This is a genomic window from Neorhizobium sp. CSC1952 (assembly GCF_030378245.1).
GTDB lineage: Bacteria > Pseudomonadota > Alphaproteobacteria > Rhizobiales > Rhizobiaceae > Neorhizobium > Neorhizobium oryzae_A.
Genome location: NZ_CP128416.1, coordinates 4,779,866 through 4,798,235 on the forward strand (window position 1 = coordinate 4,779,866; position 18,370 = coordinate 4,798,235).

Genomic DNA, 18,370 nt, shown 5'->3' on the forward strand with positions numbered 1-18,370 from the left:
AATTTTTTTGCAGCGGCGGGGAACCATTCGCCGCCCTGGCCGTTTCCTATGGTTGGTATCCAGGGAGGAGACAAACATGCAAACAAGCTGGCAGAAACCTGTCCGCGTCGCGTTCGGCCATCTTGGCACGGAAGTCATCAACGGGCCTTTCGAGGCACTGGCCCTGTTGACGGACCGCTGGCCGGACATGCGCGGGCCTCACTTCGTCAAGGCCCGCAGCGCCTGCCGCGCCGCGCTCGACGGACGCAGAACGCCGGAGGAGGCGCGTCAGCACTTCGAGCAGGCGGTGAGTGAAGCCCAGCTCCATCTGAACTGAAAACGGCGGGGCCGGTCGGATGACCGGCCTTTGCGGTTTCATTTGAATTCAATCCTCGTCAGATGCCGATGATATCGCCGATGAGCCGGAACGGCGAACCGGAGAGAGCGATCGGCGCAAACAGCACGAGGAAGCAGATGCATGGCCCGCACCTTCCGGCGATCGGGCGATGCTGCACCGTCTCGTCCGCGATTGCGACATCCCCTTTCCTGAAACGTCCCTGCTGGTCGTGGAATTCGCCCTCGAGCACCAGCGTCAGCTCCAGGCCCCGATGGCGGTGACGGGGAAGTGCCCTGCCCGGCCGCGCCCACAGGAGGCTCGCCTCCACTTCGGAAGACTTTTCCAGGACATGCCGCCGAAGTCCTGGCAGGCTCAGCTTCCAGGGAATGTCCGGAAGATCGACGCCCACATAGGCCCGCAGCGAGGCTGGAAATTTCGATGCCGCGCCGATCCCCCGTGGTCCGGACGGCATGGGGGCCGACCTGAATATCTCCTTCAGCCGGCGGTCGCGCGCGGAAACGGCAAGCGATTCGCCGTCGTGCAGGGCGTCGCCGGCCATTTCTTCCAGCGTCCGGGCAAATCCCGCTGCCGAAGCCCGCATTTCCAGATGCGCACCGACAAGGGCACGGGCCGGCTCCGGAAGAGAGCCGGACACGTAATGGGCGATCAGGAAATCCAACCTTTCGGAGCTCAGCGACATATCCAAGGCCAATTCGCGAGCGGAATTCACGCCGCGGGATAATTTTCGAATGGCACGGTTCAGTATTGGCTTCAACAGCTTTGGGATACGCGTGACCGGAAGTTCTTTTTACTACTTACAATATGATAAGAATATTCCGAGATTTTCGACGTGATCGCGGGTTCGCGTGAAGAGCCGGCCAAGTTTCTTTCCCGCTGAAACGTCGCTCCGGCCAGCCTGCCCCGCCGAAAGATGGATTTTACCGGCCTCCGCCCCTTCCCGAAACAGAATTTCTTGCTCTACGGTGCTTGTCCGCCCAAAAGACCCGTCTTAAATCAGGCAGAACAACAAGGTGTCGCGATGACCTCCTATTCCTCCGTCCTCGATGTGATCGGCAATACGCCCCTTCTCCGGCTCAAGGGCGCCTCCGAAGCGACCGGCTGCGAAATCCTCGGCAAGGCGGAGTTCCTGAACCCCGGCCAGTCGGTCAAGGACCGCGCGGCGCTCTACATCATCCGCGACGCGGAGAAGAAGGGCCTGCTCAGGCCCGGCGGAATCATCGTCGAAGGTACGGCCGGCAATACCGGCATCGGTCTCACGCTGGTCGCCAAGGCGCTCGGATACCGCACCGTCATCGTCATTCCGGAAACCCAGAGCCAGGAAAAGAAGGACGCGCTGAAGCTTCTCGGCGCCGAGCTGGTCGAGGTCCCGGCGGTCCCCTACAAGAACCCGAACAATTACGTGAAGATCTCCGGCCGCCTTGCCGAAGAGCTCGCCAAGACCGAACCCGCGGGCGCGATCTGGGCCAACCAGTTCGACAACGTGGCCAATCGCGACGCGCATGTCGAGACGACCGCCCCGGAAATCTGGGAACAGACCGGCGGCAAGGTCGACGGCTTCATCTGCTCGGTCGGCTCGGGCGGCACGCTTGCCGGCGTCGCCCAGGGGCTGAAGGCGAAGAACCCGAACGTCAAGATCGGCATCGCCGATCCGGAAGGCGCGGCGCTTTACGAATTCTACGCCCATGGCGAGCTGAAGGCCGAGGGGAACTCGATCACCGAAGGCATCGGCCAGGGACGCATCACCGCCAATCTCGAAGGCTTCACGCCCGACTTCGCCTATCGCATCCCCGATGCCGAGGCGCTGCCCTACATTTTCGATCTGGTCGAGAACGAAGGTCTCTGCCTCGGCGGCTCCACCGGTATCAACGTGGCCGGCGCCATCCGGCTTGCCAGGGATCTCGGCCCCGGCCACACGATCGTGACGATCCTTTGCGACTACGGCAACCGTTACCAGTCGAAGCTCTTCAACCCCGATTTCCTGAAATCGAAAGGCCTGCCGGTGCCGGACTGGCTGACGCGCAAGCACCAGATCCCCGTTCCCTTCCAAACCGCCTGACATCCGGCCGCCAAGACAGAGTGATCCATGCCCGTTGAAGCCCTCTACCGCGACGACTTCTACCTATCGACGGCCGAAGCGGTGGTGATGGCCATCCGCGAGGATGGCGGCATCGAGCTGGACCGCACCTGTTTCTACGCCTCCTCCGGCGGGCAGCCCGGGGACACCGGCTTCCTGGAACGCGCCGACGGCACGAAGATCGCGCTCGGCCAGACGAAGCACGGCGCCACAAAGGACATCGTCATCCACGTGCCGCTCGAAGGCGAGCCGCAGCCGCTTCTCGGCGAGAAGCTGGTCCTGCATATCGACTGGCCGCGCCGCTACAAGCTGATGCGCATGCATACCGCCTGCCACCTGCTCTCCGTCGTCTGCCCCTATCCGATCACCGGCGCGGCGGTCGGCGAGGACGAATCCCGCGTCGATTTCGACATGACCGAGACGATCGACAAGGAGGAGGTTACGGCGAAGCTCATGGAACTCGTCGCCCAGAACCACCCCGTCTACGTCCAGTGGATCACCGACGAGGAGCTCGCCGCCAATCCCGGCATCGTCAAGTCGAAGAACGTCCGCCCGCCGGTGGGCATGGGCCGCGTCAGCCTCGTCTGCATCGGCGAGAACTCCAGCGTTGACAGCCAGCCGTGCGGCGGCACACATGTCTCCGAAACGCAGGAGGTCGGGGCCATTCACATCGCCAAGATCGAAAAGAAGGGCAAGGAAAACCGCCGTTTCCGTATCCGGTTCGGCGAACCTGCCGCAGAAGGCTGATTTTCGGCCGCAAGGGAGACATACCATGAGCGAAACCAGCCGTTTCGTCGTTTCGTCCGAGTGGCTTCAGGGCGAGCTCGGCAGCCCCGACCTGAAAATCCTCGACTCCTCCTTCTACCTGCCGGCGCAAAACCGCGACGCCGATGCCGAATATGCGGCCGGGCATATCCCGGGCGCTCTTCGTTTCGACCACGACAAGGTCGCCGATCATTCGACCGGTCTTCCGCACATGGTCCCCTCGCCGGAGGTCTTCGCCGAAACCGTGGGCAAGATGGGCATCCGGGAGACCGACCGCATCGTCATCTATGACGGCCCGGGCATCTTCTCCGCGCCGCGCGGCTGGTGGCTGTTCCGCATCATGGGTGCCAAAGAGGTCTTCGTCCTCGATGGCGGCCTCGACGGCTGGAAGGCGGAAGGCCGGCCACTCGAAACGGCCGTTCCCTCGCCCGAGCCCGCCGTCTTCACGGCGGATTTCAGGGTCGACAAGGTGATCGATTTCCAGACCATGCTGTCGATCGTCAGCGACGGTTCCCGCCAGATCGCCGATGCGCGCTCGGCCGGCCGCTTCGCCGGCAGCGAACCGGAACCCCGCGCCGGCATGCGCTCCGGCCATATGCCGGGTGCGGTCAGCCTGCCGTCCGGCACGTTCTCGGCCAACGGCAAGCTTCGCTCGCTGCCGGAACTCCGCAAGGCGATCGAGGACGCCGGCATCGATTTCGGCCAGCCGGTCGTCACGAGCTGCGGTTCGGGCATCACCGCCGCGATCATCACGCTCGCGCTCGAATCCCTCGGCCACGAGGACAATGCCCTCTACGACGGCTCCTGGACGGAATGGGGCAGCCGCCAGGATACGCCCATCGTCACCGGCCCGCCCGCACCCAAAGCCTGACGGCGATGGCCAGGAAGCCCGCTCCGCTCACGGCTCATGTCACCCGGCTGGAAATGACGGCACCGCCGAAGGCGAGCCTGCCCGTGCCGGTGAACATCCAGACGGCCATTATCCGCGCAGCCGATATCCCGCTGCACTACTATCGCTACCTCTACCGGCAGGTGGGCAAGCGCTGGCACTGGTACAAGCGGCTCAGGATGACCGACGAGGAGCTCGCCGCGGCGGTCCACGATCCGCGCGTTTCGGTCACCGTGCTTTATGTCAACGGCGCGCCGGCCGGCTTCTTCGAACTGCTGAAGGAAAGCGACGAGGTCATCGAGCTTTCCTATTTCGGCCTGTTCGAGCGGGCGATCGGGCTCGGCATCGGCAAATGGTTCCTGCTGCAGGCACTTTATGCCGCATGGCAGGACAATCCCCGGAAGGTCACCGTCACCACCAACACGCTCGACCATCCGCGCGCCCTGCAGCTCTACCAGATGATGGGCTTCTCCCCCGTTTCCACCTACGATGCGCTGATCCAGCCGATGAGCGATGCGGAGCTTCTGAAAGCGCTGGACGGCTGAGGCTAGAGCGTTTCCTTGCTTGCAAACCGGGCATGATCGCCATAAAGCCGGCGCATGACTGCAATCACCTTCCGCTGGGACGTTTGGGCCCGGCTCTTCCTTTTCCTGTCCGTAATCGTTCTCCTGGCCACCTATCCGCTCGCGCTCGTTCTGCCGGAGTGGTGGGGGCATGAAAACCAGCCGGTCGAAAACGCGCAGGTCGCTCTGCTGGCCGTAGGCATGGTGACCGCCCTCGCATATTTCCGGAGCGGCAACGACCCTGCCCGGTGGCTCGGCCTCGCCGCGGCGCCGATATGGCTGGTTTTGATCGGCCGCGAACTCAGCTGGGGCGCGGTCCTGCTCGACCCGACCGGCATGACCGATCATGGTCCGCTCTTTTCCTCGCGCTTCCTCTGGTACAAGCCGGCCGTCGCGCCGGTCGTGGCGGCGCTGATCCTCTCCTGCATCGCGATTATCGTGGTGAAGCGCCTCGCGCCGCTCGCCGTCGAGCTCGTAAGGCGCCGGCGTCTGCCGCTTGCCTCGCTCATCGTCGTCACCGTCGGCATGCTGGCCTCCGCCGGAGCGGAAGGACATCTCGGCTTTGAAGTGACGATCGGCGGCGGCATCGCGCTGCTCATCGAAGAGATTTCCGAACTCGCCGCCTATCTCGCGCTGGTCGCCAGCCAGTTCTTCGTTTTCGCCAATCTCGGCAGGCAAGAAACGGGTGGCGGTTAAGGCTGCGAAGCGGCATTTCATGGCAAAGCCGACAAAGGAGCTTGCCATGACCATCGCCTTCATCGCCATGCCGACCAAGGATGCGGCACATCTCTGGAACGGCGGCGCCGACGCCTACGGTCACCGGCCGGAGACAAAGGTCTCGGACGGTCCGGGCCATCCCTGCCGTCATTGCCTGAAGAACATCGATGCCGGGCAGGAGTTGCTGGTGCTGGCCTATCGCCCGTTCCCCGATCTGCAGCCCTATGCCGAAACCGGCCCGATCTTCCTGCACAAGGAACCGTGCGAGCGCTATGCGGCGCAGGAAGTCCTGCCGCCCATGCTGTCGAGCACGGACTATATCGTGCGCGGCTACGGCCGCGACGACCGCATCGTCTACGGCAGCGGCGCCGTGACGCCGACGGAGAAGATCGCATCCCGGGCCGCGGAACTGCTCGCCCGCGACGACATCGCCTATGTACATGTCCGCTCGGCGCGCAACAATTGCTATCAGTGCCGGGTCGACAAGGTCGAGGCGCCGGCTTTCGCGGACGCGGGGCCGGCGATCTGAAAAGCGAAGGCGCGCCATCCCTCGGGAGCGGCGCGCCTTCGTTTGGGGCTCAGTTCTGGTCGTTGCCGCTCTGATCGTCGTCGCGGTCGAGATTTTCCGCGATCTCCAGCAGCAGCTTGACGAACTCGCCGGCCTTCTTCTCGTCGGCCTCCAGCTTGCGGGCGATCACCTCGCGCAGGTTGAGCATGGCCGCATCGACGCTGCGCGGCAGGTTCGGTCCGCCGTCGCGGCCGCGCTCATGGCGTTCCTGCCGCTGCTTGATCCGCTCGGCAAGCTGAGACAGCCGATCCAGGATGACCGCGGCGAAATTCCGGTTCTCGTCGAGATATTTGCGGCCCTCGTCCGTGATGACGTAGCGCTTCTTGTTGCCGTCCGCCTCGGCCACGACATAGCCCGCCTCTTCGAGATAGGTGAGCGTCGGATAGATGACGCCCGGGCTCGGCGCGTAGAAGCCGTAGGTCAGGTCCTCGATATGCTTGATGATCTCGTAGCCGTGGCGCGGCTCCTTCTCGATCAGGGCCAGCACGACAAGGCGCAGATCGCCCTGCATCAGGAAGCGGCCGATGCGGCCGTCACCCTCGTCGCCGAAACCGCGGCCGCCGCCCGATCCGCCGCGCCCGCCAAACCCGCGGCCGAACGGTCCGCCGCGCATCGCGAACAGCCCCTCATAGTCGCCCCGGCCTCGCCCGCCGCGGCCGTTGCATCCGTCAAACCGATGTCCAAACATGGTCTTCTCCTTCAGAATTATCTTTCGATATATCTAAAGATAGGGCATCCCTCACTCTCGTCAAGCATTTCGATATATCTAAATCATATCTGATTGATTTTGCGGCAAAGAAAGCGCCGGTACGCTGTCGTACCGGCGCTTTCAGGCATCATTCGTGTCCGGCATCGAGGATTTCGATATATCGAAACCTTACGCCACGTTCAGCAGGCTCTCCGGCGCGAACGCCTCGTAGCCGAGAGCCTCCGCGACCGGCCTGTTGGTCACGCGGCCCTTGTGGACGTTCAATCCGTTGCGCAGGTGCTTGTCTTCCGCAACGGCCCGCAGGCCGCGATCGGCGAGCGCCAGGCCGTGATGCAACGTCGCATTGTTCAGCGCATGAGCCGAAGTCACCGGAACGGCGCCCGGCATGTTCGCCACGCAATAATGCACGATGCCGTCGACCTCGTAGGTGGGCTCGGAATGGGTGGTGGCGTGCGAGGTCTCGAAGCAGCCGCCCTGGTCGATCGCGACATCCACCATGACCGCGCCCTGCTTCATGCCCGACAGCATCTCGCGGCTGACGAGCTTCGGCGCGGCGGCGCCCGGGATCAGTACGGCGCCGATGACGAGATCGGCGGAAAAGACCTCCTCTTCCACCGCATCGATCGTCGAATAGCGGGTATGGACGCGGCCGTTGAAGATATCGTCGAGCTGGCGGAGCCGCGGCAGCGAACGGTCGATGATGGTGACGTCGGCGCCAAGGCCGGCCGCCATCTTCGCGGCGTGCAGGCCCACGACGCCGCCGCCGATGACGGCAACCTTGGCCGGCAGCACGCCCGGAACGCCGCCGAGCAGGATGCCGCGGCCGCCATTCGCCTTCTGCAGCGCGGTCGCGCCGGCCTGGATCGCCAGCCGGCCTGCGACTTCCGACATCGGAGCCAGGAGCGGCAGCCCGCCGCGCTCGTCGGTCACGGTTTCATAAGCGACCGCGGTAACGCCGGAGGCAAGCAGGCCCTTGGTCTGTTCCGGATCGGGAGCGAGGTGGAGATAGGTATAGAGGATCTGGCCTTCCCGGAGCTGCACCCATTCGCCTGGCTGGGGCTCCTTGACCTTCACGACCATGTCGGATTTTTCGAAGATTTCCTTTGCAGTGCCGACGATCCTGGCGCCGGCGGCAATATAGGCGGCATCATCCGCGCCGATGCCGGCGCCCGCCTTGGTTTCGATAAGGACCTCGTGGCCATGGGCCACATATTCACGCACCGCGCCGGGCGTCAGGCCCACACGGTATTCATGGTTTTTGATTTCCTTCGGGCACCCGACACGCATGCAGCGTTCCTCTCAGTTTGTGGCTTTCGCCGGTTGACGTTCCCAGCATCAGAGCAAACCAGAGAATCGGCGGAATGTCCTTGCGAAGAGGAATTGCGCAAACCTCACTTTTCGCAGATTATTGCATTATAGCTGTATTTTTCGAAGGATCTGCGAATGAGTAATCTGGATACCATCGATCTTGCGATCATGCGGACCCTTCAGGACAACGGCCGCATCTCGAATGCGGAGCTTGCGGAGCGCGTCGGCCTGTCTCCTTCGGCCTGCTCGCGGCGCCTCGACATCCTCGAAAAGAACGGCACGATCAGCGGCTATCACGCCCGTCTTTCCAACAAGGCGCTCGACTACAAGATGATGGTGATCGTCCACATCTCGCTGTCGGGCCAGTTCGCCAAGACGCTCGCCGAATTCGAGGCGGCGGTGAAGCTCTGCCCCAACGTGCTCGTCTGCTACCTGATGTCCGGGGAATACGACTACATCCTGCGTGTCGCGGCCAAGGACCTCGAAGACTACGAGCGCATCCATCGCGACTGGCTCTCGGCGCTGCCGCATGTGGTGAAGATCAATTCGAGCTTCGCGCTGCGCGAGATCATCGACCGTCCGAACGTGGGGCTATGAGATGCCGATCAGGATGGCACCGGCCGCCACGACAAGACAGGCGGCGATGCGCTTCACCGACAGCGTCTCCCCCAGGAAAAGCCAGCCGATCAGCACGGCGAAGACCACGCTGGTTTCCCGGAGCGCCGAGACCGGGCCGGCCGGCGCCATCGAATAGGCCAGCAGGACCGCGCCATAGGAGACGAGCGACACGAGCCCGCCGCCGACCGCTTTCACCGTCTCGCGGGACCGCGGATCGATGCGGAGATGCCCCCGGATGACCACGAAGGCGATCGCCAGCAGAATGCCCGGCAGCACGAAGACCCAGGTGATATAGGCAGCGGTATTGCCGGAGATGCGGATGCCGATCGCATCGACGGTGGAATAGCCGGCGATCGACACGCCGGTCGCGAGGGCATAGAGCATGGAGCTCAAAGACGCGCGCCCTTTTCCGAGCGCCAGCAGCATGATGCCGATGACGACGCAGCCGACGCCGAGCATGGCGAGCGGCAGCAACACCTCTCCCGCGAAGACCAGGCCGGCGAACGTGACAAGCAGCGGGGCGCTGCCGCGGATGATCGGATAGACCTGCCCCAATTCCCCCTGTCTGTAGGCGGCTACGAGAAGCAGGCCGTAGGCGAGTTGGAAGAAGGCCGAGCCGACGAGGTAAGGCCAGGACTCGGCCGCCGGCAGCGGCAGGATCAGCGCAACGGGAACGGCGGCAACGGTCATGGCAAGCGTCATGACCGTCATCGTCCAGAAGCGGTCGGCGCCGGAGCGCAGGAACGCATTCCAGCTCGCATGGAGGATCGCCGCAAAGAGAGCGAGGCCGATGACGGAGACGCTCAATGCCGGTCACCTTCTGCTGCGATGAGCACGGCCGCGGCTTTTCCGGCGCTCCTTATCGCCTCCTCCCCCTGCCCCATCTCTGCCATCAGGGTGGCTCCTTCGATCAGCATCAGGATGACGCCGGCCAGGCTTTCGGCCTCGCGAGCCGGAACCTTGACGGCGAGAATGTCGGCCATGCGCCGCCGGAGATCGGCTTTCTGCCTTGCCGCGGCTTCAAAGATCGGCGTGCCGGGCTCGGCATATTCCGCAAGCGCATGCGCAAATAGACAGCCATGAAAATCCGGCCGCAGAAACCAGCGCCGGTACCAATCGAAAATGGCATCGATTTTCTGCTCGGGCGATCCCGGCGCATCGGTCAGGCGGTCGAGCTGGTCTTCAAAGCGTCGGGCCCGGTATTCCAGCACTTCGACAATCAGCTGCTCCTTGGAGGGAAAATTCCGGTACATCGTCATCTTCGCCACGTCCGCTTCGGCAATGATGAGATCGATTCCCGTGGCATGGAAGCCCGCCCGCTTGAACAGCCGGTAAGCGGTTTCGACGATGTGCCGCCGCTTTGCGGGGCGTTCGGGAGACGGAGCGGAAGACATACAGGCCTTGTGATGAGACAGGTCTGTATCTTTACATCGATCGGGATCGGCCGTCAAGGGACGGCGCTGGCGTTCGGCTGCGCGCGATCATCAACCGTCCCAATGCTGGACTCTGGCGGAATTCGCTCGACTTTTAGGGATCGCCCTAAACGGATTTCAACGGGCGGCGTGTATCATCCGGTTCGAGAAATAACCGGAGCGATGGCATGACCAACAGCAATGGACGGATAAAGGCCCGCAGCGCCGAGCGGAAGAAGACACGGATCCTCGGCACCGTGAGGTATTACAACCAGGCGACGGAAGGCCGCGTGGTGGACCTCTCCGCGACCGGCCTGGCGCTGGAGCTGAACGGGCCCTTTCATGCCGCCGACGGCAGCCCCGTGAAGGTCGAGAGCAAGGAATTCGGCATCCTTGAAGGGACCGTCAAATGGCGCCGCAGCGGGAGGCTCGGCGTCCAGTTCAACGTGAACAGCAATGCGCTGGCGCAGGTTTCGTCTTATTTCCGCTTCTTCCATAAGGATGTGAAGCCGACGATCGCAAGGTGACCTTCCGGTCGCCGGCGCCCTCGGCGAATAGCCTTCGCAAAGCAGATTCCCCTGTCATTTTACTGATGCACGCGCATGCGATTGCGCTAAGCTGATCTCGGCAAAAAGACCAGAGGGAGATATCCATGTCGTTTCTAGCCGGCTTTCAACCCATGACCCGCCGTTCGCTTCTCGGCGGCATCGCCGCTTCTTCCGCGCTCGTGATGCTGCACCCGTTCGCCGCCCGCGCGCAGGCCAACCAGGCGCATCTGCGCATCATGGAAACGACCGACATCCACGTCCACGTTTTCCCCTACGACTATTACGCCGACAAGCCGAACGACACGCTGGGCCTTGCCCGCACCGCTTCCATCATCGACGGGATCCGCGCCGAGGCCGGCAATTCCATGCTGATCGACAATGGCGACTTCCTGCAGGGCAACCCGATGGGCGACTATATCGCCTATGAGCGCGGCATGAAGGACGGCGACATGCACCCCGTCGTCAAGGCGATGAACGTGCTCGGCTACGATGCCGGCACGCTCGGCAACCACGAGTTCAACTACGGCCTCGACTTCATGTTCAAGGTGCTCGCCGGTGCCGGCTTCCCTTACGTATGCGCCAACCTGACCAAGGGTCAGCTCGCATCCGACCCGAAGAAGGACGAGCTCTTCCTGAAACCCTATGTCATCGTCGAGAAGCAGATCCGCGACGGCTCGGGCGCCACGAGCCCGGTCAAGGTCGGCTTCATCGGCTTCGTGCCGCCGCAGATCATGGTCTGGGATTCGAAGAACCTCGAAGGCAAGGCGCAGACCCGCGACATCGTCGATGCCGCCAAGGCCTGGGTGCCGGCCATGAAGGAGGAAGGCGCCGATATCGTCATCGCGCTTTCCCATTCCGGCATCGACGGCGGCGGCTTGAGCGACCGCATGGAGAACGCCTCTCTCTATCTCGCCGGCGTCGAGGGCGTCGATGCGGTCTTCACCGGCCACCAGCATCTGGTCTTCCCGGGTCCGAAGGATTTCGAGGGCATTGCCGGTGCCGACACGAAGAAGGGCACGCTGATGGGCAAGCCGGCCGTCATGGGCGGCTTCTGGGGCTCGCATATGGGCCTCATCGACCTGCTTCTCGAAAAGGACGGCAAGAGCTGGAAGATCGTCGATTCGACCTCCGAGGCGCGGCCGATCTACCACCGCGACGAGAACCGCAAGATCGTCGCCGACGTCAAGGACAAGCCGGAGGTCATCGCCGCTGCCAAGGAAGACCATGAGGCGACGCTCGCCTATGTCCGCCGTCCGGTCGGCAAGACGTCCGCGCCGCTCTATTCCTATTTCGCGCTGGTCGCCGACGATCCGTCGGTGCAGATCGTCTCGAACGCCCAGACCTGGTACATCAAGGACATGCTGAAGGAAGGCCAGTACAAGGACCTTCCGGTTCTCTCCGCCGCAGCCCCGTTCAAGGCGGGCGGACGCGGCGGCGCGGAATATTTCACCGATGTACCGGCCGGTGACATCGCCATCAAGAACGTCGCCGACCTCTACCTCTATCCGAACACGGTGCAGGCGGTGCTGATATCGGGAGAGCAGGTCAGGAACTGGCTGGAAATGTCGGCCGGCATGTTCAACCAGGTCGAGGCCGGCGCCAAGGATGCGCCCCTCCTCAACAGCGATTTCCCGTCCTACAATTACGACGTCATCGACGGCGTGACCTACCAGATCGACCTGTCGCAGCCGGTGCGCTTCGACAAGGACGGCAAGCTCGTCAACGCCAATGCCAACCGCATCGTCGACCTGCAATATGACGGCAAGCCGATCGATCCGGCGCAGAAGTTCGTGGTCGCGACGAACAACTACCGCGCCGGTGGCGGCGGCAAGTTCCCGGAGATCGCCGGCGACAAGGTGATCTTCGTGGCCCCCGACACCAACCGCGACGTGATCGTCCGCTATATCGTCGAACAGGGCACGATCAACCCTTCCGCCGACGCCAACTGGTCGTTCAAGCCGCTGCCGGGCACCACGGCGATCTTCGAGACCGGCCCCAAGGCCCGCCAGTTCGCCGGCGAGATCAAGGGCGCCAAGATCGAGGATGCCGGCGACGGCGAGAACGGTTTCGCGAAGTTCAGGCTGGTGCTTTGAACCCATCCTGCACCGGACAGAAAGCCAAGGCCGCCGTCAGGCGGCCTTCAGCTTGATGACAAATCTCGCTTCTTGCTCGGCGTCATCCTCGGCCTTGTGCCGAGGATCTATAAACGTCAATGGTTTGCAGATGCTCGGGACAGGCCCGAGCATGACGATCGGAGATTTTCTAACCTTTGTCAGCAGTCTGAAGACCGCCGTCAGGCGGCCTTTTGCTTCAATCCGGCGATCCGCTGCAACAGCAGCTTCAGCTCCGGCGGCGGCTTCTTCTCGATGCGGCGGTAATCGCTGCCGTCGCGCTTGCGCGTCACGAGGCCGAGATCGAAGAGATCGCGGCGCAGCAGCGCCGCATCGCCGAAGAGATGCAGCGTGTTCAGGAATTCGCCGATCTCGCGCTCGGTGAAGGTGCGGCCCCGCGGCAGCTTCGACCACAGGAACCAGAGGCAAAGCTCCTGCTGCGACCGCTTGGTCGGCCAGCGCACGAGCAGGCCTTCGCGGTTGAAGACGCGCAGCGTCCTCAGAACCCTCGCCTCGTCCGGCATCGGTTCCGGCTCGGCGGCGACGTTCCAGTTCTCGATGACCTCGGCGGTCTGCGAGACGGCACGGAAATGCTGGTAGTTGCGGAAGCCCGCCGCGCGGGTGATGAGATTGAGAACTTCCACATGGCTCGGCTTGTGATCGAGCCTGTCGATCTCGCCGCGCATGGATTTGGCAAAGGCCGAAAGATCGGCGATCGCCATCGGAAAGATGGATCTCGGCATGTCTTATCCTCGAACGTGCCGTTGCCCGGAAAAAGGTGTCGCTGGTCGCCGGCTTTTCGACTTCGGCACGGGATAAGTGCTGATCATCTTTCTTTGAAAGCAGGTTTAGCTTCCCTTTCGGGACGGCGACGCCTCGGTGAACTGCAGACCGTGGCGCCCTTATAGCAGAGGACGAAACGCCGTCAACTCCGCCCCGGCGGGACACTCCTATTCGGCCGCGGCCGGGAGGCCCTTCCCTGCTTCGAGCTCCAGCATAGCGGTGAAATCCGCATGACTGGGGCAGGCGGAAAGCCGCTTGCGGAACGTGTCGACCAGCCAGCTCGCCGCCGGTCCGGGCGGGTTGGAAGCCCTTCTCAGGGCATAGATCGGATATTCGCCCTGCTCGTAGGCATCGAGCTTCAATGCGACCAGCCTGCCCTTCATGATGTCCTTCCTGACCAGCGCTGCCGGCAGGCCGCCCCAGCCGAGGCCGCCCCTGATGAGCTGATGCTTGGTGGCGATGTCGCTCACGCGCCAGGTCTTGTAGGAAAGCACGTTGAAATCGCGCCCCTTGGTCAAGCCGGAAGCATCCGTCACGACGAGCTGCACTTCCTCGCGCACGTCCGCGAGCGTCAGGGGCCGCCCGATCCGTCCGAGAGGATGATCGGCGGCGGCAACCGGCAGCATGAAGGAGTAGCCGATCTTTTCGGCGATGACGGTATCGTCCTGTTTCAGGATTGCGCCGCCGATCCCTATGTCCGCCTTTCCGCTGACCACCGTATCCATCACCATGCCGAGCTCGCCGACATTCAGGTTGAGCGCAACGGTCGGAAATCTCTCGCGGAAGCCGCGCAGTGCGGCGACGACGCTCTCCGACGGCACCATGACGCTGATTGCCAGCGAAAGCTCCGCCTCCAGTCCCTGCTTAATGCTTTTCGCCCGGGCGCGCATCACCTGCAGGTCGGCGACGATGCGCCGCGCATCGGTGAGCATCGCATTGCCGGCGTCCGTCAGTTTCGGCTGGCGCGCGCCATTGCGCTCGAACAGCGGCACTTCGAGCTGGGCCTCCAGATTGGAGATCGTATAGCTCACCACCGACTGCGCCCGGTTCAACGCCCGAGCCGCCGCCGAAAAGCTCCCGGTCTCGGCAACCGCCAGAAACACCTGCAACTGGTCCAGGGTCGGATTGGCATCCATGGTCTTCATCCAAATTATCGATAGGTGGCTTCGATATTATCTCAGTTTAATCGATGGCAGTCCATGCCTATCTTCCAACCCGAAGCAACGAGACCTCCCCTCGTTCCGAAATTCAAATCTCCAGAAGGAAGAAACGCATGTCCTCCATTCTTCTTGTCACGTCGAGCCCGCGCGGTGACGAATCGCTGTCCAGCAAGGTGGCTCAAGACCTCGCCAATGCGCTGAGCGCCCGGACCAACGGCACGTCCGTCGTCCATCGCGATCTCGGCGCCAATCCGGTCCCGCATCTCGACAGCGTCACGACGGCGGCCATCCGCAAGGCTCCGGCCGACCGGACCCCGGCAGAAGCCGCCGCGGCCGATTATTCCGACAAGCTGGTCGCCGAGCTCATGGCTGCGGATACCGTCGTCATCGCCACCGGCCTCATCAACTTCAACATCTATTCGACGCTGAAGAGCTGGATCGACAACGTCGCCCGCGCCGGCCAGACGTTCCGCTACACCGAGAACGGCCCGATCGGCCTCGCCACCGGCAAGAAGGTCTATGTCGTGCTTGCCTCGGGCGGCGTCTATTCGCAAGGCCCGGCAACCGGCATGAACCATGCCGTTCCCTATCTCACCACCGTGCTCGGCTTCATGGGCATGACGGATGTGGAAGTCATCTACGTCGAAGGCCTGGCCTTCGGCCCGGATGCCGCTGAAAAGGCGATCGCCAACGCCCAGCAGCGGACGCAGCAGCTCGCTCTCGTCGCCTAGGGCCTGTCATCACGGGCCTTCAGCTTCCCGTCCCTGCCCCTGACGAAACGAGCCTGCCGAAACGGCCGTGGACCCCGTCCCGGCCGTTTTTCTTCGCGCCGTAGAGACGTTCGTCGGCGCATCCGAGAAGCGCATCGAGAGCACGGCCGTCTTCCGGGGCGGACGCGACCCCGATCGAGACGGTCACCTGCCGTCCGTCCGGCCGCATGACCGATCGGCAGATTTCCGCCCGCAGCCGCTCTGCAAGCGTCAGGGCGCGCTCATGGCCGGTATCGGGCAGGAGCAGAACGAATTCCTCTCCCCCGAAACGGAAGAGATGATCGCCGGCGCGCAAGTCCGCCTGCAGGCGGGCCGCCATCTCCTTCAAAACCTCGTCGCCCTTCAGGTGCCCGAAGAGGTCGTTGACCTCCTTGAAATGGTCCGCGTCGATCATCACGACGCTCAGCTCCCGTCCCCGATCGAGACAATCGCGGATCAGCTTCGGCGCATCCGCCTCCAGACGGCTGCGGTCGAGGACGCCGGTCAGCCCGTCGACGCCGCTTCTCGCCAGAAGCGCCTGGTATCGCTCCCGGAACGTCAGGCGGTTGAAGATGTCGGTGATCTCGCCGGGCGATCTCGCGAGCCGCGGAATCTGCTCGATCTTGAGATAGGCCGCGAAGAGAAGCGCATAGACCGCGACCGCCAGCAGCTTGGCCAGCCAGCCGCCCAGGAAAACCGAAAACGGCGCGTCGAAGAGAACGGCCAGGGCCGCATAGAAACCGATCTGGTCGAATGTCAGCAACGCGGCGCCGCTCAACGCGAACCGGAGAACCACATGACGACGCAGGAGACGCCCGAGCCGCTCGTAGAGCAGGATGATGCCGATCGCGTCGAGGTAGAGAAGCGCCGTGCCCCAGACCATCAGCCAGCCCATCTCGTTCAGGAAACCCATGTCCGCGGCGCGGCCGGCCGGCAGCGCCACGACATTGTGAAGCTGCAGAAGCTGGGCAACGCCGACCGTGACGAGATTGCCGAGGAAAAGCCCGTAGATCGGCTGGCGGACGATCGCCGCATCCTCCTTCAGATAGAGGAGAAGGATCATCATCAGCTTGCCGGCGAAGAAGACCGATGAACCGGGAGAGACGGTGCCGAAGGGAAGCTCGATGTAGAAGACCGCCGCAAGGTAAGTCTCCATGAAGTGCATGACGCCGAGGGCGGCCAGGAAGACGCCGAGGCCGAGCTGACGGCGAAAATGCAGGAAAACCGTCATGACCGTGAAGTAGATGACCGCCTCACACAGGAAGAGGGCGAGATTGAACACCTGCATTTCGGTCTGCCTTCAGCCTCTTCGGGGGCTATATCGCTGTAACGCCGTCGTTTTGACATTCCTCCCCTGCGGCGGGATTATCTGCGTTATCCATGACCATGCGATTAACGGCCGGACTGTTTCGGGCCTCGAAAGGCCGGCGATTCCTTGACCTTCGTCAACTTCCCCGGCGCGTCACGACACTGCGCGGCATCCGAAGAGATGCCCGCGCCGCCTTCGATCTGATTTTGAGTGATTGTCGCAGATTGCGCGCAGACCGGCGGTTATGCCGAGCGCGATTTTGCTCCGTCGGCAAACAGGGACGGGCCGTTCTGGTCGATGATCTGCTGCGCCTTCTTGACCGTGTATTCGACCGCGTCGTCCATCGAGGTGAAGACGTCGGCGCGGACGAACGTGCGCTCCAGCACCTCGCCGTTCACGTCCTTCTCGATGCGGCCGGCCAGCCGGAACTGCGACCCTTCGCGGATCGGCGTGGCATGGATGAGGCAGCCGCCGTGCTCCACCGGCTCGGCGGCCGTGCCGGAGGGCTCGGCGGTTTTGCCGCCGCCGGAAAAGATCGAGAGAATATTGGACAGAAACGAAGCCATGGCGGCTGCCTAGCATATTCCTCGGCGAGCCGGAAGCAGGCATCTCGGAAAAGTCGCAATCGCCCCCGACCAAGTGTTGCGTCCATCGATCGATTCGGAGCCCGTCGCCTCACATGAAGTGGAAAGTCGTCATCGCCGTGCCGGTTGCGATCGCTGCCGCGCTCTGGATCGGCAATACCTCGCTGTTTTCCCGTTTTCCGGAGGACAAGCCGCTCCGGATCATCGCCCATCGCGGCCAGCATCAGCTTTTCGATGCGACCGATATCGGGAGCGACACCTGCACCGCAAGCCTGATGCTGCCGCCGACGCATCCCTTCCTCGAAAACACCATCGACGGCATGAAGGCCGCGTTCGATCACGGCGCAGATGTCGTGGAGCTCGACGTGCATCTGACGCCGGACAAGCAATTCGCGGTCTTCCACGACTGGACGCTCGACTGCCGCACCGATGGCAAAGGCGTCACCGAACAGACGCCGATGAGCGTCCTGAAGACGCTCGACATCGGCTACGGCTATACGGCCGACGACGGAAGAACCTTCCCCTTCCGCGGCAAAGGGGGCGGCCTGATGCCTACCCTGCCGGAGGTCTTCGCAGCCCTGCCGCAGGGCCGCTTCCTCATCAATTTCAAGAGCCGCCGCGCGGAGGAAGGCGAAGCGCTCGCAACCCTTCTCAATACCCGGCTGGCCTCGCGCGAAGCGACTTTTGGCGTCTTTGGCGGCAACGAACCCACCGAAAGAGCCACCGCACTCGTCGCAGGCCTGCCCGGCTATTCCAACCACACGGCGAAATCCTGTCTCGTCAACTACCTGGCGCTCGGCTGGAGCGGCTATGTGCCGGAAACCTGCCGGAACGCGCTGGTGCCGGTTCCCGTCAATTTCGCTTTTCTCCTCTGGGGCTGGCCGGAGCGGTTCTACAACCGCATGCAGGCCGCCGGGTCGGATGTGGTGCTGCTCGGGCCTTTCGAGGCGGGCGACGCGGGAAGCTCCGGCATCGACGAGGAAGACGATTGGGACAGCGTGCCGGACGGGTTTCCCGGCCTCGTCTGGACGAACGTCATCGAAAAGACGCGCATCGAGGTCGACCGCCGCGGTTTCTGCGCCCTTCCTTCCAAGCCCGCGATCTGCGGGAAATAGACTTTCCGCCGTCACGAAGCGTGCCTATCATCCCGTGGTTCGGAGGAGCGC

The 18,370-nt window shown here is 63.3% G+C and carries 21 protein-coding genes; 12 read left to right on the top strand and 9 right to left on the bottom strand.

Going from position 1 to position 18,370, the window contains the following annotated elements; all coding sequences use genetic code 11:
• The first annotated feature begins 76 nt into the window (after positions 1-76).
• Entirely contained in the window at positions 77-316 is a 240-nt protein-coding gene (locus tag QTA58_RS23235) for a DUF982 domain-containing protein (RefSeq protein WP_085423201.1), read from the top strand.
• A 58-nt stretch (positions 317-374) separates the two neighbouring features.
• Here the strand turns inward: QTA58_RS23235 and QTA58_RS23240 are convergent, their stop codons facing one another.
• Positions 375-1,016, bottom strand: coding sequence for a cupin domain-containing protein (locus tag QTA58_RS23240; RefSeq protein ID WP_289673289.1), 642 nt, complete (start codon positions 1,014-1,016; stop codon positions 375-377).
• A gap of 339 nt (positions 1,017-1,355) precedes the next feature.
• Here QTA58_RS23240 and QTA58_RS23245 point away from each other — a divergent pair, with 339 nt between their 5' ends.
• From QTA58_RS23245 to QTA58_RS23270, 6 genes are read left to right on the top strand one after another with little or no spacing between them, the layout of a single operon-like run.
• Complete coding sequence (locus tag QTA58_RS23245; RefSeq protein ID WP_085423200.1) at positions 1,356-2,393, top strand: cysteine synthase A; 1,038 nt, start codon at positions 1,356-1,358, stop codon at positions 2,391-2,393.
• A gap of 27 nt (positions 2,394-2,420) precedes the next feature.
• Positions 2,421-3,158 (top strand): alanyl-tRNA editing protein, encoded by a 738-nt coding sequence (locus QTA58_RS23250; protein WP_289671061.1) that lies wholly within the window; start codon positions 2,421-2,423, stop codon positions 3,156-3,158.
• A gap of 25 nt (positions 3,159-3,183) precedes the next feature.
• The gene (gene sseA, locus QTA58_RS23255) at positions 3,184-4,047 is read left to right on the top strand and encodes a 3-mercaptopyruvate sulfurtransferase (RefSeq protein ID WP_289671062.1); all 864 of its coding nucleotides are present in this window, start codon (positions 3,184-3,186) and stop codon (positions 4,045-4,047) included.
• A 5-nt stretch (positions 4,048-4,052) separates the two neighbouring features.
• Positions 4,053-4,610 carry a GNAT family N-acetyltransferase gene (locus QTA58_RS23260; RefSeq protein ID WP_085423197.1) on the top strand — a complete coding sequence of 186 codons (558 nt, stop codon included), beginning with the start codon at positions 4,053-4,055 and terminating at the stop codon, positions 4,608-4,610.
• Positions 4,611-4,664: 54 nt separating this feature from the next.
• Positions 4,665-5,324 carry a hypothetical protein gene (locus tag QTA58_RS23265; RefSeq protein ID WP_289671063.1) on the top strand — a complete coding sequence of 220 codons (660 nt, stop codon included), beginning with the start codon at positions 4,665-4,667 and terminating at the stop codon, positions 5,322-5,324.
• A 46-nt stretch (positions 5,325-5,370) separates the two neighbouring features.
• Positions 5,371-5,874 (top strand): DUF1203 domain-containing protein, encoded by a 504-nt coding sequence (locus QTA58_RS23270; protein ID WP_289673290.1) that lies wholly within the window; start codon positions 5,371-5,373, stop codon positions 5,872-5,874.
• A gap of 49 nt (positions 5,875-5,923) precedes the next feature.
• Here the strand turns inward: QTA58_RS23270 and QTA58_RS23275 are convergent, their stop codons facing one another.
• Both QTA58_RS23275 and ald read right to left on the bottom strand, forming a co-directional pair.
• Entirely contained in the window at positions 5,924-6,601 is a 678-nt protein-coding gene (locus tag QTA58_RS23275; RefSeq protein ID WP_289671065.1) for a PadR family transcriptional regulator, read from the bottom strand.
• A 189-nt stretch (positions 6,602-6,790) separates the two neighbouring features.
• Positions 6,791-7,909 (bottom strand): alanine dehydrogenase, encoded by a 1,119-nt coding sequence (gene ald, locus QTA58_RS23280; RefSeq protein WP_289671066.1) that lies wholly within the window; start codon positions 7,907-7,909, stop codon positions 6,791-6,793.
• Positions 7,910-8,065: 156 nt separating this feature from the next.
• Here ald and QTA58_RS23285 point away from each other — a divergent pair, with 156 nt between their 5' ends.
• Positions 8,066-8,527, top strand: a complete 462-nt coding sequence (locus QTA58_RS23285) for an Lrp/AsnC family transcriptional regulator (RefSeq protein ID WP_085423193.1) — start codon at positions 8,066-8,068, stop codon at positions 8,525-8,527.
• Here the strand turns inward: QTA58_RS23285 and QTA58_RS23290 are convergent.
• Together QTA58_RS23290 and QTA58_RS23295 are read right to left on the bottom strand one after the other, a co-directional pair.
• Positions 8,522-9,355 carry a DMT family transporter gene (locus tag QTA58_RS23290; RefSeq protein WP_289671067.1) on the bottom strand — a complete coding sequence of 278 codons (834 nt, stop codon included), beginning with the start codon at positions 9,353-9,355 and terminating at the stop codon, positions 8,522-8,524. The genes QTA58_RS23285 and QTA58_RS23290 overlap by 6 nt on opposite strands.
• Entirely contained in the window at positions 9,352-9,942 is a 591-nt protein-coding gene (locus QTA58_RS23295) for a TetR/AcrR family transcriptional regulator (protein WP_289673292.1), read from the bottom strand. The genes QTA58_RS23290 and QTA58_RS23295 overlap by 4 nt, the downstream gene beginning before the upstream one ends.
• Before the next feature lie 206 nt (positions 9,943-10,148).
• On the opposite strand from QTA58_RS23295, the gene QTA58_RS23300 reads away from it, so the two are divergent.
• Positions 10,149-10,487 carry a PilZ domain-containing protein gene (locus QTA58_RS23300; RefSeq protein ID WP_085423190.1) on the top strand — a complete coding sequence of 113 codons (339 nt, stop codon included), beginning with the start codon at positions 10,149-10,151 and terminating at the stop codon, positions 10,485-10,487.
• A 125-nt stretch (positions 10,488-10,612) separates the two neighbouring features.
• Positions 10,613-12,601 (top strand): bifunctional 2',3'-cyclic-nucleotide 2'-phosphodiesterase/3'-nucleotidase, encoded by a 1,989-nt coding sequence (locus QTA58_RS23305; protein ID WP_289671069.1) that lies wholly within the window; start codon positions 10,613-10,615, stop codon positions 12,599-12,601.
• Between the two features lie 200 nt (positions 12,602-12,801).
• On the opposite strand, the gene QTA58_RS23310 is transcribed toward QTA58_RS23305, so the two are convergent.
• Both QTA58_RS23310 and QTA58_RS23315 read right to left on the bottom strand, forming a co-directional pair.
• Positions 12,802-13,362, bottom strand: a complete 561-nt coding sequence (locus QTA58_RS23310; RefSeq protein WP_085423188.1) for a DUF2087 domain-containing protein — start codon at positions 13,360-13,362, stop codon at positions 12,802-12,804.
• Between the two features lie 207 nt (positions 13,363-13,569).
• Positions 13,570-14,538, bottom strand: coding sequence for a LysR family transcriptional regulator (locus QTA58_RS23315; RefSeq protein WP_085423456.1), 969 nt, complete (start codon positions 14,536-14,538; stop codon positions 13,570-13,572).
• Between the two features lie 137 nt (positions 14,539-14,675).
• On the opposite strand from QTA58_RS23315, the gene QTA58_RS23320 reads away from it, so the two are divergent.
• Positions 14,676-15,293 (top strand): FMN-dependent NADH-azoreductase, encoded by a 618-nt coding sequence (locus QTA58_RS23320; RefSeq protein WP_085423187.1) that lies wholly within the window; start codon positions 14,676-14,678, stop codon positions 15,291-15,293.
• Between the two features lie 19 nt (positions 15,294-15,312).
• On the opposite strand, the gene QTA58_RS23325 is transcribed toward QTA58_RS23320, so the two are convergent.
• Both QTA58_RS23325 and QTA58_RS23330 read right to left on the bottom strand, forming a co-directional pair.
• Positions 15,313-16,599: a GGDEF domain-containing protein gene (locus QTA58_RS23325; RefSeq protein ID WP_289671070.1), complete on the bottom strand. Its 1,287-nt coding sequence runs from the start codon at positions 16,597-16,599 to the stop codon at positions 15,313-15,315.
• Positions 16,600-16,862: 263 nt separating this feature from the next.
• Positions 16,863-17,186 carry an HlyU family transcriptional regulator gene (locus QTA58_RS23330; protein ID WP_289671071.1) on the bottom strand — a complete coding sequence of 108 codons (324 nt, stop codon included), beginning with the start codon at positions 17,184-17,186 and terminating at the stop codon, positions 16,863-16,865.
• A gap of 113 nt (positions 17,187-17,299) precedes the next feature.
• On the opposite strand from QTA58_RS23330, the gene QTA58_RS23335 reads away from it, so the two are divergent.
• Complete coding sequence (locus QTA58_RS23335; protein WP_289671072.1) at positions 17,300-18,319, top strand: glycerophosphodiester phosphodiesterase family protein; 1,020 nt, start codon at positions 17,300-17,302, stop codon at positions 18,317-18,319.
• The last annotated feature ends 51 nt before the right edge of the window (positions 18,320-18,370 follow it).

What these genes read in the sequence shown, in the direction of transcription:
- QTA58_RS23265 (WP_289671063.1), top strand. Translation starts at nt 4,665, where the DNA reads ATGACTGCAATCACCTTCCGCTGGGACGTTTGGGCCCGGCTCTTCCTT.
- QTA58_RS23250 (WP_289671061.1), top strand. Translation starts at nt 2,421, where the DNA reads ATGCCCGTTGAAGCCCTCTACCGCGACGACTTCTACCTATCGACGGCC.
- QTA58_RS23295 (WP_289673292.1), bottom strand. Translation starts at nt 9,942, where the DNA reads ATGTCTTCCGCTCCGTCTCCCGAACGCCCCGCAAAGCGGCGGCACATC.
- QTA58_RS23300 (WP_085423190.1), top strand. Translation starts at nt 10,149, where the DNA reads ATGACCAACAGCAATGGACGGATAAAGGCCCGCAGCGCCGAGCGGAAG.
- QTA58_RS23270 (WP_289673290.1), top strand. Translation starts at nt 5,371, where the DNA reads ATGACCATCGCCTTCATCGCCATGCCGACCAAGGATGCGGCACATCTC.
- QTA58_RS23275 (WP_289671065.1), bottom strand. Translation starts at nt 6,601, where the DNA reads ATGTTTGGACATCGGTTTGACGGATGCAACGGCCGCGGCGGGCGAGGC.
- QTA58_RS23325 (WP_289671070.1), bottom strand. Translation starts at nt 16,599, where the DNA reads ATGCAGGTGTTCAATCTCGCCCTCTTCCTGTGTGAGGCGGTCATCTAC.
- QTA58_RS23315 (WP_085423456.1), bottom strand. Translation starts at nt 14,538, where the DNA reads ATGGATGCCAATCCGACCCTGGACCAGTTGCAGGTGTTTCTGGCGGTT.
- sseA (WP_289671062.1), top strand. Translation starts at nt 3,184, where the DNA reads ATGAGCGAAACCAGCCGTTTCGTCGTTTCGTCCGAGTGGCTTCAGGGC.
- QTA58_RS23240 (WP_289673289.1), bottom strand. Translation starts at nt 1,016, where the DNA reads ATGTCGCTGAGCTCCGAAAGGTTGGATTTCCTGATCGCCCATTACGTG.
- QTA58_RS23335 (WP_289671072.1), top strand. Translation starts at nt 17,300, where the DNA reads ATGAAGTGGAAAGTCGTCATCGCCGTGCCGGTTGCGATCGCTGCCGCG.
- QTA58_RS23285 (WP_085423193.1), top strand. Translation starts at nt 8,066, where the DNA reads ATGAGTAATCTGGATACCATCGATCTTGCGATCATGCGGACCCTTCAG.
- QTA58_RS23245 (WP_085423200.1), top strand. Translation starts at nt 1,356, where the DNA reads ATGACCTCCTATTCCTCCGTCCTCGATGTGATCGGCAATACGCCCCTT.
- QTA58_RS23235 (WP_085423201.1), top strand. Translation starts at nt 77, where the DNA reads ATGCAAACAAGCTGGCAGAAACCTGTCCGCGTCGCGTTCGGCCATCTT.
- QTA58_RS23305 (WP_289671069.1), top strand. Translation starts at nt 10,613, where the DNA reads ATGTCGTTTCTAGCCGGCTTTCAACCCATGACCCGCCGTTCGCTTCTC.
- ald (WP_289671066.1), bottom strand. Translation starts at nt 7,909, where the DNA reads ATGCGTGTCGGGTGCCCGAAGGAAATCAAAAACCATGAATACCGTGTG.
- QTA58_RS23330 (WP_289671071.1), bottom strand. Translation starts at nt 17,186, where the DNA reads ATGGCTTCGTTTCTGTCCAATATTCTCTCGATCTTTTCCGGCGGCGGC.
- QTA58_RS23260 (WP_085423197.1), top strand. Translation starts at nt 4,053, where the DNA reads ATGGCCAGGAAGCCCGCTCCGCTCACGGCTCATGTCACCCGGCTGGAA.
- QTA58_RS23310 (WP_085423188.1), bottom strand. Translation starts at nt 13,362, where the DNA reads ATGCCGAGATCCATCTTTCCGATGGCGATCGCCGATCTTTCGGCCTTT.
- QTA58_RS23320 (WP_085423187.1), top strand. Translation starts at nt 14,676, where the DNA reads ATGTCCTCCATTCTTCTTGTCACGTCGAGCCCGCGCGGTGACGAATCG.